Below are 14410 nucleotides of genomic sequence, written 5' to 3'. Positions count from 1 at the left end.
CTTTTCATATGTCTCTATCTATTAGACTTACCACTTTGAAAAAAGTTTTTAGAAAGTAAAGTAATGCCCCTGTGCAAAACACAAACGTGAAAGTTTCAACATTCAAGTTTGTTACGAATTGTTTCTTACACAGAGTCGATTATAAACAAAAAAGTGACTCCATATATAGTTCTGGAGTCACTTTCCCTATTAATACAAGCTTTTCAATAATGTTTCTAGCATTACAGGCATTTCGACGAATGCACTGTCTACATGCAATCTTTCGGTTTTTTGATGCGCGTCTTTACCGAAAGGACCAACATTTAATATGGGACCTTTCAATTGTGCCATGTCTTCAAATGGGATACTGTATGTGTCTCCCCAAACCGGCGTGTTATTTTCGAAAGCTGTCCATCCATTGGAACCATCATCATAATTTACGTAACTTAAATCACAAATTCCGTTAAAGTAGTGGATTTGGTCGATTTTATTATTGAATGATTGCGCTGATTTCTTCATTAGCTCAACCGCTTCCACTATAAGCGGATCATTGGATGTATTGACTGCTGGATAGTAAGGTGGGGCGAATAGGATTACTGTCGCAGGAGCTAATTCTTGGCACTGGATCATCAAATTATCAACAATCCTCAATGATTTGTCACGATCGTCCCAATCTTCCTGCACAAGTGTCTCTTGTTTTAATCGTTCTACTTCTTCCGTTCCTAGTTTTTGATTTGCATAGAGAAGCAGTTGTTCATAACGAAGTACTTTGACTTCCCCTACACCTTTTACTCCCTCACGTTGGCATATCTTCTGATAGTCGGCATTTAAAGCACTCATCGCCTCTGTTGCCACCTGTTCAAAAAGATCCATCACTTCCGATGCAGTACGTTTAAATAAAAATACATTATACAATGATACTGCACGATATGGTGTTTGTGTAGAATAGGACAGCTTTAAATCTTTTTGCTGCAAGGAAACTGGAAGCGGAGTACTTTCTCCAAGATCCGTCTCACGGAATAATGAATTCCATTCCATACGTTGGGTCAAATAGGATGCAATATAGTTCGCCGTCATCCCTTTCATAGGCTCTCCAACATGCGTTTCTTTCCCATAAAATAAAGCGGCGGGCATAATTTTACCAATCGTTCCTGAATAAATATACTCCGCGATATCTGTTGGGTTTTGAGAAAACGATGGTTCACTATTCAAAAATAATTTATAAGTCAACCCAAATTCCTCACGAAGACGTACTAACTGAGTCACCGCTGCACGCATTCCTGCAGAATTCACTTCCTCATCCGGAACGGTCGTCAATACAAGATTGATCGGCCACTTCTCGACACTTGCTTTTTCTATCAATTGCATATGGAGAGCAAGCCCCATTTTCATGTCCATCGTGCCTCGACCAAACAAATACTTTCCAGTTTCCAAATCGATACGAGCTGATTCCGGTAAATCACTCGGATCTTCCATTAGCTTCTTTGTCAATTCTTCTGGAAAATAAGCGAGTGGCTGTAAAGCACCATATTCCTCTGTTTGAACCGTATCAAAATGACTGATCAAAACGACCGTTTCAACAGCACCTGGATGTTTATACAATGCAGTTACCGCATATCTGCCCAGTCCTGCATCAAGCAACTGCAAATGACTCGGGTGTTCTTGAAAATACTTTAATTCTCTTAATTTATCCAATGTTTTTGGAGCAAAAGTAGTTTCACCTTCTGTTAAAGAAATACTGTCCCAACTAACTAATTCGCATAACAACGTCCTAAGCTTTTCTGATGTACTCCATAATAATTGACTCATTAAAATTTCTCCTTTATTACTAATGCCCAACAAAACAGTAATTCTGAATATTCAGATAAAAAAGATTTTAATTCTCTTGAACCACGTTACTATTTGTTAATTCTGCTTTATTATTCTTCTTTTCTAATCTCAATTTGTAGAATAGCATACAGGCGATGAAAAACCCTACTCCATAATAAAGGCCTACGCGCTGTGTCGGATCAAACGCTAAAAATACTAATATCAGTAAACAAAACGCAATACAGATTATCGGAACTAATGGATAGAAGCGAACTTTATAACCTAAATCATCCAGTTTTCCACCATTCTTCATATACTGGCGACGGAACATTAATTGAGATGCCGCAATACCCATCCACGAAATAGTGACGGAAATACCTGCAATAGACATCAATAACACGAATACTGTATCTGCCTCCATTACACTTGTTAATAATGACAGTAAAGAAAACGCCATTGTGAATATTAAAGCATTAAGTGGAACTTTTCGTTTAGATAAACGACCGAACACATTTGGTGCCATACCTTCTTTTGCCATAGACCACAATAAACGGGTGGAAGCATATAAACATGAATTCCCTACTGATAAAATAGCAGTTAAAATAACAAAGTTCATAATACTACCAGCATACGGTATTCCCGCTAAATTCATTAAAGTAACAAATGGACTTTCAAGCAATCCAAGTTCGGATGCTGGGAATATAGCAGATAATACAATAATAGAGGCAATATAAAACACGACGATTCTAAAAAGAATTGTTCGAATAGCTTTTGGGATATTCTTTTCTGGATTTTCCGTTTCTCCTGCTGCAATACCTACTAACTCAGATCCTTGGTAGGAGAAGATAACATTCATCATTGTCACAAAAACAATAGCAATCCCGGCTGGAAACAATCCTGTAGGAGCTAAATTAGTCGCAAATGGTGTGGCTCTTTCTTCCAAAGGAATAAGACCGAAAATTGCTGCAGCACCAATGATTATAAACAGTACTACCGCCACGACCTTAATACCTGCAAACCAGAATTCCGCCTCAGCAAAAGCTCTCGTTGTAAGCGCATTCAAAGCAAATAATAAAACCATGAAAATTGCACACCAAATCCAGATTGGAATATCTGGGAACCAATGCTGCATTAGTATTCCAGCGGCCGTAAACTCGACACCAGCTGTAGCAGCTGAACCAACAAAATACATCCATCCAAGTGAAAATCCTGCAGATGGACTAATAAATCGCGTCGCATAAGTTTGAAAAGAACCTGTTACCGGCATATGAACAGCAAGCTCTCCAAGACAGACCATTACCATATACAAGATTAACCCACCAAATAGGTAACCAAGTATAGCCCCTCCTGGACCTGCCTGATTAATCGTATAACCTGCATTTAAAAATAATCCAGTCCCAATTACCCCACCAAGTGACAACATAAGTAAATGACGGCTTTTCATCGAGCGATTTAATACATTTTGTTGGGCTGAATCCCTATTATTAGACATACTATTCCCTCCCCCTTGTTATCTCTTTAACTTAATAAAATGCGCTTATTATTTCTGATTATTACAGTATTATTACGGGTGTCTGGCACCCGTAATAATTATTTAGAATCTCAATGATAGGCAGCTTAGACCGCCGTCTTGCTTGCGAACTTCAGACATATCAAGTTCAATTGTTTCATAGCCAGCTTCGTTGATTTTGCGTTTTGTTTCGCTGTAACCTTCTGGAATAATTACATATTCGTTTACACGAATACAGTTTGCTGAGTATTCATCTTCATTAGTTATAATGATTTTGTCGTATGATTCAAAAGCTGGATGATCGACAAATTCACCTGCAACGACCATTTTGTTATTCCCTAAATAAGCGATACCAGTTTTCAAATGGAAGAATTTTTGTAACGGGATGATTGTTGCTTCAAATCCTTCGCCTTCTAGAATTTCTTTTAACTGGCGTGCACCTTCTTCATTGGTACGTTCAGAAATTCCAATATAGAATTTATTGTCCGCTTGAAGAATATCCCCACCATCAAGTGTTCCAGGTGATTTTATATAATGAAACTTCTTATAAAAATCTTTTAAAGCGCTTTCAATTTCAACAATTTCTCCATTTCTAGATTCCGCTCCCGGATTTGTAACAACAGCAAATCCAGATGTTAGCACTGCAGTATCCTCTACAAACGTCGAATCTGGGAATTCTTCACTTGCTGAAAGCAGCGTTACCTCTACTCCACATTTTTTTAGTGCTTCCACGTAAGCCTTATGCTGAACTAGTAGTTTTTCATAATCCGGTTTCCCAAGATTGGAAGTTGTTAATCCTTCTACATAGCTTTTACCTGGCGTTTTTGCAATTACATGTTGAAATTTACTCATTTCATGTTCCCCCTTAATTTCTAATGACTGGACTTGTTAGACATGTTGGACCACCAGTGCCTAATACACTGATTTCTCGTCCTTTGTATTCATAAACTGTTGCTCCCGCATCAAGCAATTGCTGTTTCGTCGATTCATTGCCTTCGACTATTACACAAACACGTGGTGCAAGCGCTAGTACATTACATCCAAGATTATCGTATTCTGTTTTTGGTACCTCTACTAATTGAATACCACGCTCTATCAGTAACTGACGGAAAAATACTGGCATTAATGGTGAATGTACTGCTGCCAAATCTTTATCAACCATACTGATGAAAGACATCAAATGTAAGCATTCTGCTTCTCCTTGATCATGTGGAAGCTGCACTACGATGAACTCATCTACATATGGAGCTGTTATTTCTTTTAGTTGACGAATGGCTTCGTCGTTTGTACGATATCCGCGACCCACTACAAGAGTTTTATCATCTAACCAGACGATATCTCCACCGTCTGATACTGCTTCACCAGTTAACTCTCCAATAATCGGAATCTCTTTTTCTTGTAAAAAATCTTTATAAATGGCTGCTTCAGGCTGTCTTATTTTCTTGCCTGATTTTAAAATAATGGCACCAGCTGGCGTAAGTTTCACTGGGTCATGTGCGTAAATTGAATCTAAACCTACTTTGTCCGATTTCGGCAGATAATCGATTTGTGGTACATGCTTTTCTAAAATTTCGATGAATGTTTTATATTCACGCACCGCTTCTTCAAAATTAGGTTCTTCTAGGTAATTGAATGATCTCCACTTATCCGATAAGTGTTCTTGACTAATAAAAGCTTCGTTCGGATGTTTTACAATTACTCTCTCTAATTTTTTATACATAGATGAGTTAAAAGACATTTCTATCCCCCTTTTTTCCGCGTACCGGAAAACGTTTCTGAATAGCGGAAATATTATATTTAAAATATATGCGTTTCATGATATGATGTCAATATATTTTGAATATTAAAAAGCTGTTTTTTAGAACAATATAAAATAGGCGGTGATTCACATGCAATCCATTACTCGCGCGATGTCTGTTGCAAAGGTTTTAGCAGCGCATGCAAATGATAAAGGAATAAGTATTTCTGAGCTTTCCAAACAATGTGAGCTCCCACTGAGCACGATGCATAGATTATTACAAGCGATGATTAAACAAAGCATGGTAGAGCAAGATGAGCACTCCAAGTTGTACCGTCTTGGCATGGTTTGGTTAGAGTATGGTCTACAAGTGTACGATACGATAGACTACGTCAGTAAAGTTAGACCCGAGCTAGAACGCTTGTCTAAAGAAGTAGAAGAGAGTGTCTATTTAAGCAAACCTGTTGGGATAGAAGCAATGATTGTAGAAAGAATTGATAGCGAAAATAATCCAATCCGAATATACGACCAACTAGGATTGCGTATTCCTCTGCACATCGGTGCTGCCAACAAATCAATACTTGCAGCCATGCCTAGTTCCCAATCAGAAAGTATATTGTCACAGCTTTTACCAGCAGGTGAAATCCCCAACTTTTCACAAACACTTAGCCAGATTACGAAGCAGGGATATGCAATAAGTCACTCTGAACGAACCGAAGGCACTTCTTCAGTCGCAGTCTCTATCAAGGACAGTCTTGGACAAATCATCGGTGCTATAAGCGTTGGTGTCGTCAGCTTCAACCTAACGGAAGAAAGACTCGCATTCTTAACAAGTAAAATAATCGAAACCGGGAATAATATTTCCGCTAAACTAAAATCTAGTAACTGAAACTACAGCAGAATCCGTTAGTCTTTCAGATCGCTGCCTAACTGGAAGAAAGAAAAAAAAGAGAGAAACCGTCTTATTTGACAATCACTCTCTTTTAATATAACAACGTAAATATCCCTGCGCGCGAAACAAACATTATTGTTTCTTACACAGGGTCGATTTGAAAAAAACAAAAAGAGTGATCCCAAAGGACCACTCTTTTTGTGCTGTCATAGCTGCTCGGAGGAGAAGAAAGGAAGTTTCAAATCCTTTGGCACCTGTTACCCGAGATTTTATAGATTTTTTATCGCTAAAAGTTGAACGTTAGGATGTAAGAGAGTTGATTGTTAAGCTTTTAACTTTTAAGGTTGAGCTTTAAGCTTTTTACCTTACTCAGTAATTGATTTTGGGAGCAGGGATTTACCCAGACCCTGCAAACGGGGAAACTTTCTTCTTTTTCGCTATAACAGCAAGTTCCAAACTTATTTATTGTTTAATAGTGATTAACGTACGTGCATTAATTTCACTTAGCGCTACATCCACGTCATCTTCAAAAGACTCAATATCTAAAGCCATCTTTGTTGCGATTTCTTTTACATGAATTGGGTCAATTAATTTAGTTTCCTCGGATTCCCAAAACAACTTTTTGTACCCTTCAACCGCAGTTAAGTCTGTTTTACCATCTTTTGAAATCATGTTATTTAACTGAGTGTCTAATCTATCTTGGGCAATTTCGTTATTAACTTCTACCTTTTCTTGAGACTGAGCATAATCGGTATTCATTTTACGAAGGAGTGTTTTTTCGATTTCAATAAAGTTTTTACGCTCAATTGCATCTGCCACCGTCATTTTGACTCCAGATACTTCAACAACAGTTCTTGCATTAGATTCTACAATCGATTTTTTGATTTGCTTTCTACGATCCATTAAATCTTTTATAGATTGTATACTTTCTTTGGCTTCCTTTTCAAACGCCTCAACAGTCTTAAAACCACGAATATTCTCTTTTGGTTTTTTAGACGCTGCGAAAGTTGTCTCGTTAATCTTCTTTAAAATGCGTGCATCCAATGTCTTTAACTCGCGTAAAGCTTTTGTAATTGAAATTTCCATCGGCATTTCACTCCTCAGTTGTCTCTTTATGGTAATTATTAGTCTATCGGAGATTACTAGGTTATTCAAGTAACCACATCATATGCTGCAGAGTATTAAACGATTCAACTTTTTGTCTCTCTTATTTCTTGGATATCGCTCAAGTACTGTACTGTTCATACTATTTATTAATAACTTTTGATCTCTTTTCATGGTTTGACATTTTTAGTTGTATTTTTCATCTCCAGGTTCATTTGTATTAATTCTTTACGGTCTATCATTCGTACACGGTTTTTCTTGGCCAGTGTCAAGGCCTGCGTTGTATAGGTACTATTCGTTATAACCCATGCCACTCCTGCATTATACATATTGATGGATGGAATAACTTCTTGTACAGCTTTTACACCAACTGCTTTCTTATAGCGTTTTGCTTGAACCACGATCGTTTCTTGTCCTTTGTTTAATATTAAATCTGCTCCAAAATCCCCTGTTGAAGGTGTATAAGTGACCTTGTATCCTTGATACTGAAAAAGTGTGCCTAGATAATCTTCAAATTGTCGGCCAGTCATTTGATCAATCTCCGCTATACCAGATTCCCGCATCCTTTTTTCAAAACTAGCTGTTCTCCATCCCATGATTATAATTATTACAACTACTCCAACACCTATTGCAACCCCTACCCCTATAAATGACTTTGTAGTATACCAACCTATTAACGCTGCTACAATAATTAGAAACCCGGTCAATTCGTCTACTATTTTCTGATCCTTTTTGGTTCGATTACGCATTAAATACACTTCCTTCTAAAATAGCTACCTTTGATTCAACATGGAACAAAGTATTTTTTGTATTATTTTTTCAACTATATAATTTATATATTGGTATTTTAAGTATTATTTTTAATCTATTTTAATTATACGACATTCCTATATAACATCCAGTACCTGTAAAAAATGTTTTTTATACCTCTTTTTTAGATCTATCTAGAAATAGATATATGTAATAAAAAAGATAAAGTGGTCACTGTGCAATAAATTAATAAAACTAAAAAAACCTCCCAAGATTATGGAAGGCTAAACTTTTCACTTTTCATAAAATCATTCAGACAGAAGACGCTTCTCCTTTACTATTACTACTTGATTCAAAATAAGCGCCCCAATCATCTGAATAACCGTTTTCACGATAATTTGACCTACAATGGCAGCAGGAACTGCTTCCCATGGAAGAAAATTTGCTCCAAGAGGACTTAAGCCAATTACAACAAAAATTACAGAATCTAGGAATCCGCCAACTATCCCGCTATAGAATACACGCCATGCCATTGGTAATTTTAGTCTTGTGTAAATCTCTGTATCTGCTGTTTCAGCTACAACAAATGAAATTGCCGAAGCAAGTACAATTAATAAAGTATCCCCCAATATAAATGAGGCTAGTGCAGAAAATGCTAAAGCCACAAAAATAAATAAGTAGGTTTTTGCTCTCCCATATTTATTTTGTACAAGGTCTCGGAAAATAAAAGTAGCTCCCACGAAAAGTGTTCCCATAGGGACGATAAACATGGCAAACTCTAATGGTGCAAAAGCTGCTGTTACGACATTAGCAGTCACTATTGATATTAAATAAAATAAGATTCTCATGCTATTACTCCTTTAGTAGATTTTGAACTCAAGTACTCGTTCAGTCCTTTATTTCTCAGCTTACACGCCGGGCACTTCCCACAGCCATCTGCTATTACTCCGTTATAACAGGTCAACGTTTTCTTTTGGACAAACTCTAGTGCTCCAAGTTGATCTGCCAGCTCCCATGTTTGTGCCTTGTTCAACCACATGAGTGGTGTTTCAATCACAAAAGTAGAATCCATTGTAAGATTTAGCGTTACGTTTAATGACTTCACGAAAATATCACGACAATCTGGATAGCCACTAAAATCAGTCTCACACACACCAGTTACGATATGCTTTGCTCCGACCTGGCTAGCTAAAACACCGGCAAAAGATAAAAAGAGCAAATTCCGACCAGGTACAAAAGTCGACGGCAATTCACCTTTTTCTCCGTCCTCTACTTTTATGTCATCTCGCGTCAATGCGTTCGGTGCAAGCTGGTTTAAAAGTGACATATCCAGTATGTGATGCTTTACACCGATTTCCTTCGCTATCTCTTTTGCACATTCAATTTCAAGACTATGTCTTTGCCCATAATCAAACGTCACTGCCTCGATTTCTTTAAAACGTTCCTTCGCCCAAAACAGACAGGTCGTGCTATCCTGACCACCACTAAACACTATAATTGCTTTTTCCTGCTTCATCCGTAAACTCCCTTATACTGAAAAAACAGCACCCAAGAAAGAATGCTGTTATCTTCTTAGTTTTTTTAAATTGTCTAGCTTCAGCGCCTAGCCCCTCGTGTCGCTTTAGGCTTTCAGTAAAGGCATAAAGAAGCCTTTACGTGTAATCCTTCCAGCGCTTTTCGGGACTTACATAGGCACTTCCGCTTTTCTAAAGAGGGTAGCTAAAACCTCTTCCTTAAAAGGATTATTCAATTATCGATTATCAATTTTCTCTGGATACAGATCGTGGTTCATCAATCGAAAATCCGCCATTTCTACATACTTCGTCCCCGGTCTTCCATAGTTACACCACGGATCAATCGAAATACCTCCGCGTGGTGTGAATTTACCCCAAACTTCGATATACCTTGGATCTAGCAATTCAATTAAATCGTTCATGATAATGTTCACACAGTCCTCATGGAAATCTCCGTGATTTCTAAAGCTGAACAAATACAATTTTAACGATTTACTTTCTACAATTTTTTTATCCGGAATATACGAGATATACATCGTTGCAAAATCGGGCTGATTTGTAATTGGGCATAAACTTGTGAATTCTGGACAATTAAACTTCACAAAATAATCCCTAGTAGAATGAAGATTATCTACCGACTCCAATACCTCAGGTGCATAATCAAATGAATATTTTGTGCCTTGGTTACCTAACAATGTTAAATCCTTTAAACCTTCATCATGACTTCTTCCAGACATAATAAAAAACCTCCTATAAAAAATGTTTCCCAACACTTTCAAAAGAGGCTTCTTTGAACCAATCTATGCAAACAAAAGGATAAAAACAAAAAAGCCACGTCCAAATTTATATGGACATGGCGAATAGTCATGTATCCATAGTTTTTTATAGAGGGTATAAGCTATGAACCTCTCCCGGTCAAGTACGGGTACTCAATCATATTATAGAATATTGACCAAAACGTCAAATAGGTATTTTAGTCATTGGATATTCAAATCTTATTTTAAGAGATTCAAATTTTTTTATAATATCATGCATAAACTCAAACTATATTGACTATATTGTTAATAGAATAAGAGATTAAGGAGGAACAATAATGAAACATCAACTTTACTTACCGGAACAATTACCAGAAACAACAGAAGAGTTATTAAAGTTAATATTACAAACTATCTTAGCCTAGGAGAGATTTAGATTATCAAAGAGACTCAGAAACATAGAAAAGTAGATACCTCTACTTATGTGGAGATATCTACTTTTTGTATTTAATTTCAGCTTGTCTATAAAGTGTCCCATTACTATCCTTGAGTAAGGCTAAATACTCTTACCACTTAATTATTTTCTACTGGCAATCTCTACTACAATTAATGGTATTTCATCTTCCTTCCATACATTATCCTTAAGTCTTGAGTACAGAGTAGCTATTATTGTATGCAGCTATTGTTTTGTAACCTAAACTATAATTACATGCCCCCCCAATCTCCTTTTGCTAAATTGTATTAGAATCTGTATGGTTTTACTTAATAGATAAAACACGAAATAATCAGTTAATTACAATCATTTGATGTTTCTTGCTGTTCATTACTCTAAAATCAGATATGATAAAGATATAAAATAAATTTAGGGTGATAATTTAATGAAAAAGTTAGTCCATGTTGTTGGGGCAATTATTGAAAATAATCAGCATGAAATATTTTGTGCGTTAAGAAGTCCGTCAATGTCACTTCCAAATCTTTGGGAATTTCCTGGTGGAAAAATTGAGTCCGGAGAAACTCCAGAGCAGGCTTTACAGCGAGAAATTACAGAGGAATTTAATTGTGCAATTGAGATTGGTCATAAGGTTGAAGATACTACTTATGAATACGAAAAATTTATCGTTAGACTAGAAACTTATAAAGCAAAACTATTAGAAGGTATCCCTATTGCAGCAGAGCATGCCGACACTAGGTGGGTTACTCGGGAAAACTTACATAAGCTTAATTTTGCAGCTGCTGATATTCCTGCAGTTGAAAAAATAGTAAGTGAAAAAATAGTAAGTGAAAAAATGTAATTCGGAAAATATGAATGAAATGACGTGATTAATATGGAACAATTGATTCGCAAAATGAAGAATTCATTATATAAAGGATTTATCGATCAAAGTAATCCAGTAACAGGACACTTTAAGCCTAAGCTACTATCAAATAAAGCTCATGAAAATGTTCTATCTACACTTCTTCAAGAAATGAAAACATGCGAAACCTTCACTTTTTCCGTAGCTTTTATTACCGAGGGTGGTTTAGCTACATTAAAAACTATGCTATTCGATCTTCAGCTAAAAGGTATAAAAGGCCGTATTCTAACGTCTACTTTTCTAAATTTCAATCAACCCAAAATGTTTAAAGAACTATTAAAACTTGAAAATGTAGAAGTCCGTCTAACTGGCGTCAAAGGCTTCCACTCTAAGGGATATATATTTGAACACAAAGACTATTATTCTTTAATAGTAGGAAGCTCAAATTTAACGGATAGCGCTTTAAAAGCTAATTATGAATGGAATGTCTATTTAACTTCTTTAGAAGATGGAGAAATCATTCATCATTTTAAAAATCAATTTGAAGAGGCTTGGAGCGAGGCTATCCCTTTAACCATAGATTGGATTAATCATTACAATCTTAATTATGAACAACAGCCTTTCATTAAACAGGCATCCTCAAATGTATTTGAATTGAACACAGACTATCTCACAAACAGTTTATCCGATAGTCTTACTATTCAGCCAAATAAAATGCAAATAGACGCTCTGAAACAGTTAAGAACTCTTCGTGAAAACGGTGCTAAAAAGGGATTAATAATCTCTGCTACTGGTACAGGAAAAACATATCTATCTGCTTTTGATGTTCGTAACTTCACACCTAAAAAAATGCTATTCGTTGTACATAGAGAACAAATTTTGAAGAAGGCACTTCAAGATTACCAAAAAATATTAGGTGGACACCCCGATGATTACGGATTACTTTCGGGTAATTCTAAAGATACAGGTGCTAGATACTTATTTGCAACAGTTCAAACTCTATCATCGCAATCACATTTACAACAGTTCCCAAAAGATGAATTCGACTATATTTTAATAGATGAAGTACATCGTGCAGGTGCAGATTCTTACCTGAATATTATTAATTACTTTGAACCCGATTTCTTACTTGGAATGACAGCCACTCCTGAACGTACGGACAGTTTTAACATTTTTGAGCTCTTTGATTACAATATCGCTTATGAAATTCGACTACAGGCTGCTCTTGAAGAAGAAATGCTTTGTCCATTTCATTACTTTGGTGTGACAGATTATGAGAGGAATGGGGAAATAATCGATGATACATCTACCTTGCAGCACCTTATATCGCATGAACGTGTCCACCATATCCTCGAAAAAATTAATTACTATGGGTATTCTGGGAAGAGAGTACGTGGATTAATTTTCTGTAGTTCTAAACAAGAATCACATGCTCTTTCAGCAGAGTTAAATACCCAAGGATTAAAAACTACTGCCCTTACTGGTGATAATTCACAATTTGAAAGAGAAGATGCTATTCGTAAATTAGAACGATACGAGCTAGATTATATTTTAACGGTGGATATTTTTAACGAGGGTATTGATATTCCTTTTTTAAACCAAATTATCATGCTTCGTCAAACACAATCAAGTATAATTTTTATTCAGCAATTGGGACGTGGATTACGCAAGCATAATGAAAAAGAGTATGTTACTATTATTGATTTCATCGGTAATTATAAAAACAACTATCTAATCCCAATTGCCCTTTCAGGCGATCAATCCATGAACAAAGATAATGTTCGACGTAAAACGGTTAACACTGACTATATCCAAGGAGTTTCAACAATAAATTTTGAAGAAATTGCTAAAAAACGTATTTTTGATGCAATTGATAATAAAAATTTGAAATTGTACAATATGGAGTTTCTCACGACTCCTTACAAAGAGTTAAAAAATCGACTGGGGAGAGTCCCTCTTCTAATTGATTTTATTAAAAACAATTCTATTGATCCTGAAGTAATCTTTATAAAAAAGAAAAATTACTTTGATTTTTTATTAAGTATGAATGAACCTATAACATATATAAATGATTACGAGCAAGCAGTATTAACAATGTTTTCTCAGGAACTCATAAATGGCAAAAGAATTCATGAAGTATTATTAGTTCAAAATCTCATAGAAAAAAATAAAGTATCTAAAACTGATTATCTAAAGTTATTAAATGATTCTGGAACTTATAGTAATAAAGAAACCATTGATTCTGTAGAAAATTTACTATCTTTAAACTTTTTCGTAAAAACTGCTCAGAAAACTTATGGTTCAAAACCAATAGTAATTTTAGAAAATGGAAAATACCAGCTAAACAGTGAACTACAGAAAAGTCTAGAAAATGATCAATTTAGGGAATTATTAGAGGATATAATACTCTGTAGTTTAGAAAAAAATAAAAGATATAGCAAACAGACTCCTCTGACAATATATGAAAAATATTCAAGAAAAGACGTGTGTAGACTTTTGAATTGGAGTAGTAATGAAGAAGGCACCTTAAACGGCGGCAGAATTAAAATGAACTCTTGTCCTATATTTGTAAACTATCATAAAACTGACAATGATAATTTAGAAGTGAAGTATATGGATGAGTTCTTGTCAACCGACATTTTCAAATGGTGTTCAACTAAAAACAGAAAAGTTACAGCTAAAGATATTGCTCCAATAGTAAACTCTTCTGTAGAAAACACAAGTGTTCATTTATTTGTAAAAAAACATAATGGTGAAGGAAAAGATTTCTATTACCTCGGTGAAGTTATGGTAGATTCAGATAGTGCAGAAAACGATACTCTTATGGATCAAGGAAAAGTATATAATGTAGCTACTATGAACATGATTCTTGAGCAACCTGTCCAGTACGATATATTTCATTATTTAGTGGAAGAATAAGAATAAAAATACGAATAGCAAGATTGAAAAGAGTATCTAAATATTCTGTAAAGGTGAAAATGCTCCTTTTATAGGGTACCAGTTTCTAAAACAATTCTAAAATGTATTAGGACCTGGACCTTTCACTATTCTTTCTAACACTTTA

At 35.6% G+C, this 14410-nt stretch carries 12 protein-coding genes and 1 riboswitch; of the genes, 3 read left to right on the top strand and 9 right to left on the bottom strand.

Features of this window, described 5'->3' with window-relative positions:
- Window positions 1-189 precede the first annotated feature (189 nt).
- From MKY29_RS01835 to MKY29_RS01820, 4 genes are all read right to left on the bottom strand, one after another.
- Window positions 190-1788 carry a M20/M25/M40 family metallo-hydrolase gene (locus MKY29_RS01835; protein ID WP_241597638.1) on the bottom strand — a complete coding sequence of 533 codons (1599 nt, stop codon included), beginning with the start codon at window positions 1786-1788 and terminating at the stop codon, window positions 190-192.
- 67 nt (window positions 1789-1855) lie between these two features.
- Window positions 1856-3280: an amino acid permease gene (locus MKY29_RS01830; RefSeq protein WP_241597641.1), complete on the bottom strand. Its 1425-nt coding sequence runs from the start codon at window positions 3278-3280 to the stop codon at window positions 1856-1858.
- 102 nt (window positions 3281-3382) lie between these two features.
- On the bottom strand, window positions 3383-4150 hold the full coding sequence (locus tag MKY29_RS01825) for a dimethylarginine dimethylaminohydrolase family protein (protein ID WP_340878828.1): 768 nt from the start codon (window positions 4148-4150) through the stop codon (window positions 3383-3385).
- Window positions 4151-4163: 13 nt separating this feature from the next.
- Window positions 4164-5036 carry a dimethylarginine dimethylaminohydrolase family protein gene (locus tag MKY29_RS01820; protein ID WP_340878827.1) on the bottom strand — a complete coding sequence of 291 codons (873 nt, stop codon included), beginning with the start codon at window positions 5034-5036 and terminating at the stop codon, window positions 4164-4166.
- A 151-nt stretch (window positions 5037-5187) separates the two neighbouring features.
- On the opposite strand from MKY29_RS01820, the gene MKY29_RS01815 reads away from it, so the two are divergent.
- Window positions 5188-5925, top strand: a complete 738-nt coding sequence (locus MKY29_RS01815; protein WP_340878826.1) for an IclR family transcriptional regulator — start codon at window positions 5188-5190, stop codon at window positions 5923-5925.
- A gap of 465 nt (window positions 5926-6390) precedes the next feature.
- On the opposite strand, the gene MKY29_RS01810 is transcribed toward MKY29_RS01815, so the two are convergent.
- The 5 genes from MKY29_RS01810 to queF all read right to left on the bottom strand — a co-directional run bounded on the left by MKY29_RS01810 (window position 6391) and on the right by queF (window position 10033).
- Window positions 6391-7014, bottom strand: coding sequence for a hypothetical protein (locus MKY29_RS01810; RefSeq protein WP_090565060.1), 624 nt, complete (start codon window positions 7012-7014; stop codon window positions 6391-6393).
- 188 nt (window positions 7015-7202) lie between these two features.
- Window positions 7203-7781, bottom strand: coding sequence for a restriction endonuclease (locus tag MKY29_RS01805; RefSeq protein ID WP_340878825.1), 579 nt, complete (start codon window positions 7779-7781; stop codon window positions 7203-7205).
- Window positions 7782-8090: 309 nt separating this feature from the next.
- Window positions 8091-8630 (bottom strand): VUT family protein, encoded by a 540-nt coding sequence (locus MKY29_RS01800; RefSeq protein ID WP_269923251.1) that lies wholly within the window; start codon window positions 8628-8630, stop codon window positions 8091-8093.
- Complete coding sequence (queC, locus tag MKY29_RS01795) at window positions 8627-9298, bottom strand: 7-cyano-7-deazaguanine synthase QueC (protein ID WP_340878824.1); 672 nt, start codon at window positions 9296-9298, stop codon at window positions 8627-8629. Before queC ends, MKY29_RS01800 begins: the two co-directional genes overlap by 4 nt.
- A 234-nt stretch (window positions 9299-9532) precedes the next feature.
- Window positions 9533-10033, bottom strand: a complete 501-nt coding sequence (gene queF, locus MKY29_RS01790) for a preQ(1) synthase (protein ID WP_093061915.1) — start codon at window positions 10031-10033, stop codon at window positions 9533-9535.
- Window positions 10034-10164: 131 nt separating this feature from the next.
- Window positions 10165-10211, bottom strand: a riboswitch (PreQ1 riboswitch).
- Between the two features lie 718 nt (window positions 10212-10929).
- Here queF and MKY29_RS01785 point away from each other — a divergent pair.
- Both MKY29_RS01785 and MKY29_RS01780 read left to right on the top strand, forming a co-directional pair.
- Window positions 10930-11343 (top strand): (deoxy)nucleoside triphosphate pyrophosphohydrolase, encoded by a 414-nt coding sequence (locus MKY29_RS01785; RefSeq protein ID WP_340878823.1) that lies wholly within the window; start codon window positions 10930-10932, stop codon window positions 11341-11343.
- A 33-nt stretch (window positions 11344-11376) separates the two neighbouring features.
- On the top strand, window positions 11377-14265 hold the full coding sequence (locus MKY29_RS01780) for a DEAD/DEAH box helicase (RefSeq protein ID WP_340878822.1): 2889 nt from the start codon (window positions 11377-11379) through the stop codon (window positions 14263-14265).
- The last annotated feature ends 145 nt before the right edge of the window (window positions 14266-14410 follow it).

It is taken from the genome of Psychrobacillus sp. FSL K6-2365, from assembly GCF_038003165.1.
Taxonomy (GTDB): Bacteria; Bacillota; Bacilli; order Bacillales_A; family Planococcaceae; genus Psychrobacillus; species Psychrobacillus psychrodurans.
The sequence above is the reverse complement of the archived record's forward strand: the minus strand, read 5'-3'. Positions and strand labels throughout refer to the sequence as shown.

What these genes read in the sequence shown, in the direction of transcription:
- MKY29_RS01785 (WP_340878823.1), top strand. Translation starts at nt 10,930, where the DNA reads ATGAAAAAGTTAGTCCATGTTGTTGGGGCAATTATTGAAAATAATCAG.
- MKY29_RS01805 (WP_340878825.1), bottom strand. Translation starts at nt 7,781, where the DNA reads ATGCGTAATCGAACCAAAAAGGATCAGAAAATAGTAGACGAATTGACC.
- MKY29_RS01815 (WP_340878826.1), top strand. Translation starts at nt 5,188, where the DNA reads ATGCAATCCATTACTCGCGCGATGTCTGTTGCAAAGGTTTTAGCAGCG.
- queF (WP_093061915.1), bottom strand. Translation starts at nt 10,033, where the DNA reads ATGTCTGGAAGAAGTCATGATGAAGGTTTAAAGGATTTAACATTGTTA.
- MKY29_RS01825 (WP_340878828.1), bottom strand. Translation starts at nt 4,150, where the DNA reads ATGAGTAAATTTCAACATGTAATTGCAAAAACGCCAGGTAAAAGCTAT.
- MKY29_RS01820 (WP_340878827.1), bottom strand. Translation starts at nt 5,036, where the DNA reads ATGTCTTTTAACTCATCTATGTATAAAAAATTAGAGAGAGTAATTGTA.
- MKY29_RS01800 (WP_269923251.1), bottom strand. Translation starts at nt 8,630, where the DNA reads ATGAGAATCTTATTTTATTTAATATCAATAGTGACTGCTAATGTCGTA.
- MKY29_RS01810 (WP_090565060.1), bottom strand. Translation starts at nt 7,014, where the DNA reads ATGGAAATTTCAATTACAAAAGCTTTACGCGAGTTAAAGACATTGGAT.
- MKY29_RS01830 (WP_241597641.1), bottom strand. Translation starts at nt 3,280, where the DNA reads ATGTCTAATAATAGGGATTCAGCCCAACAAAATGTATTAAATCGCTCG.
- MKY29_RS01835 (WP_241597638.1), bottom strand. Translation starts at nt 1,788, where the DNA reads ATGAGTCAATTATTATGGAGTACATCAGAAAAGCTTAGGACGTTGTTA.
- MKY29_RS01780 (WP_340878822.1), top strand. Translation starts at nt 11,377, where the DNA reads ATGGAACAATTGATTCGCAAAATGAAGAATTCATTATATAAAGGATTT.
- queC (WP_340878824.1), bottom strand. Translation starts at nt 9,298, where the DNA reads ATGAAGCAGGAAAAAGCAATTATAGTGTTTAGTGGTGGTCAGGATAGC.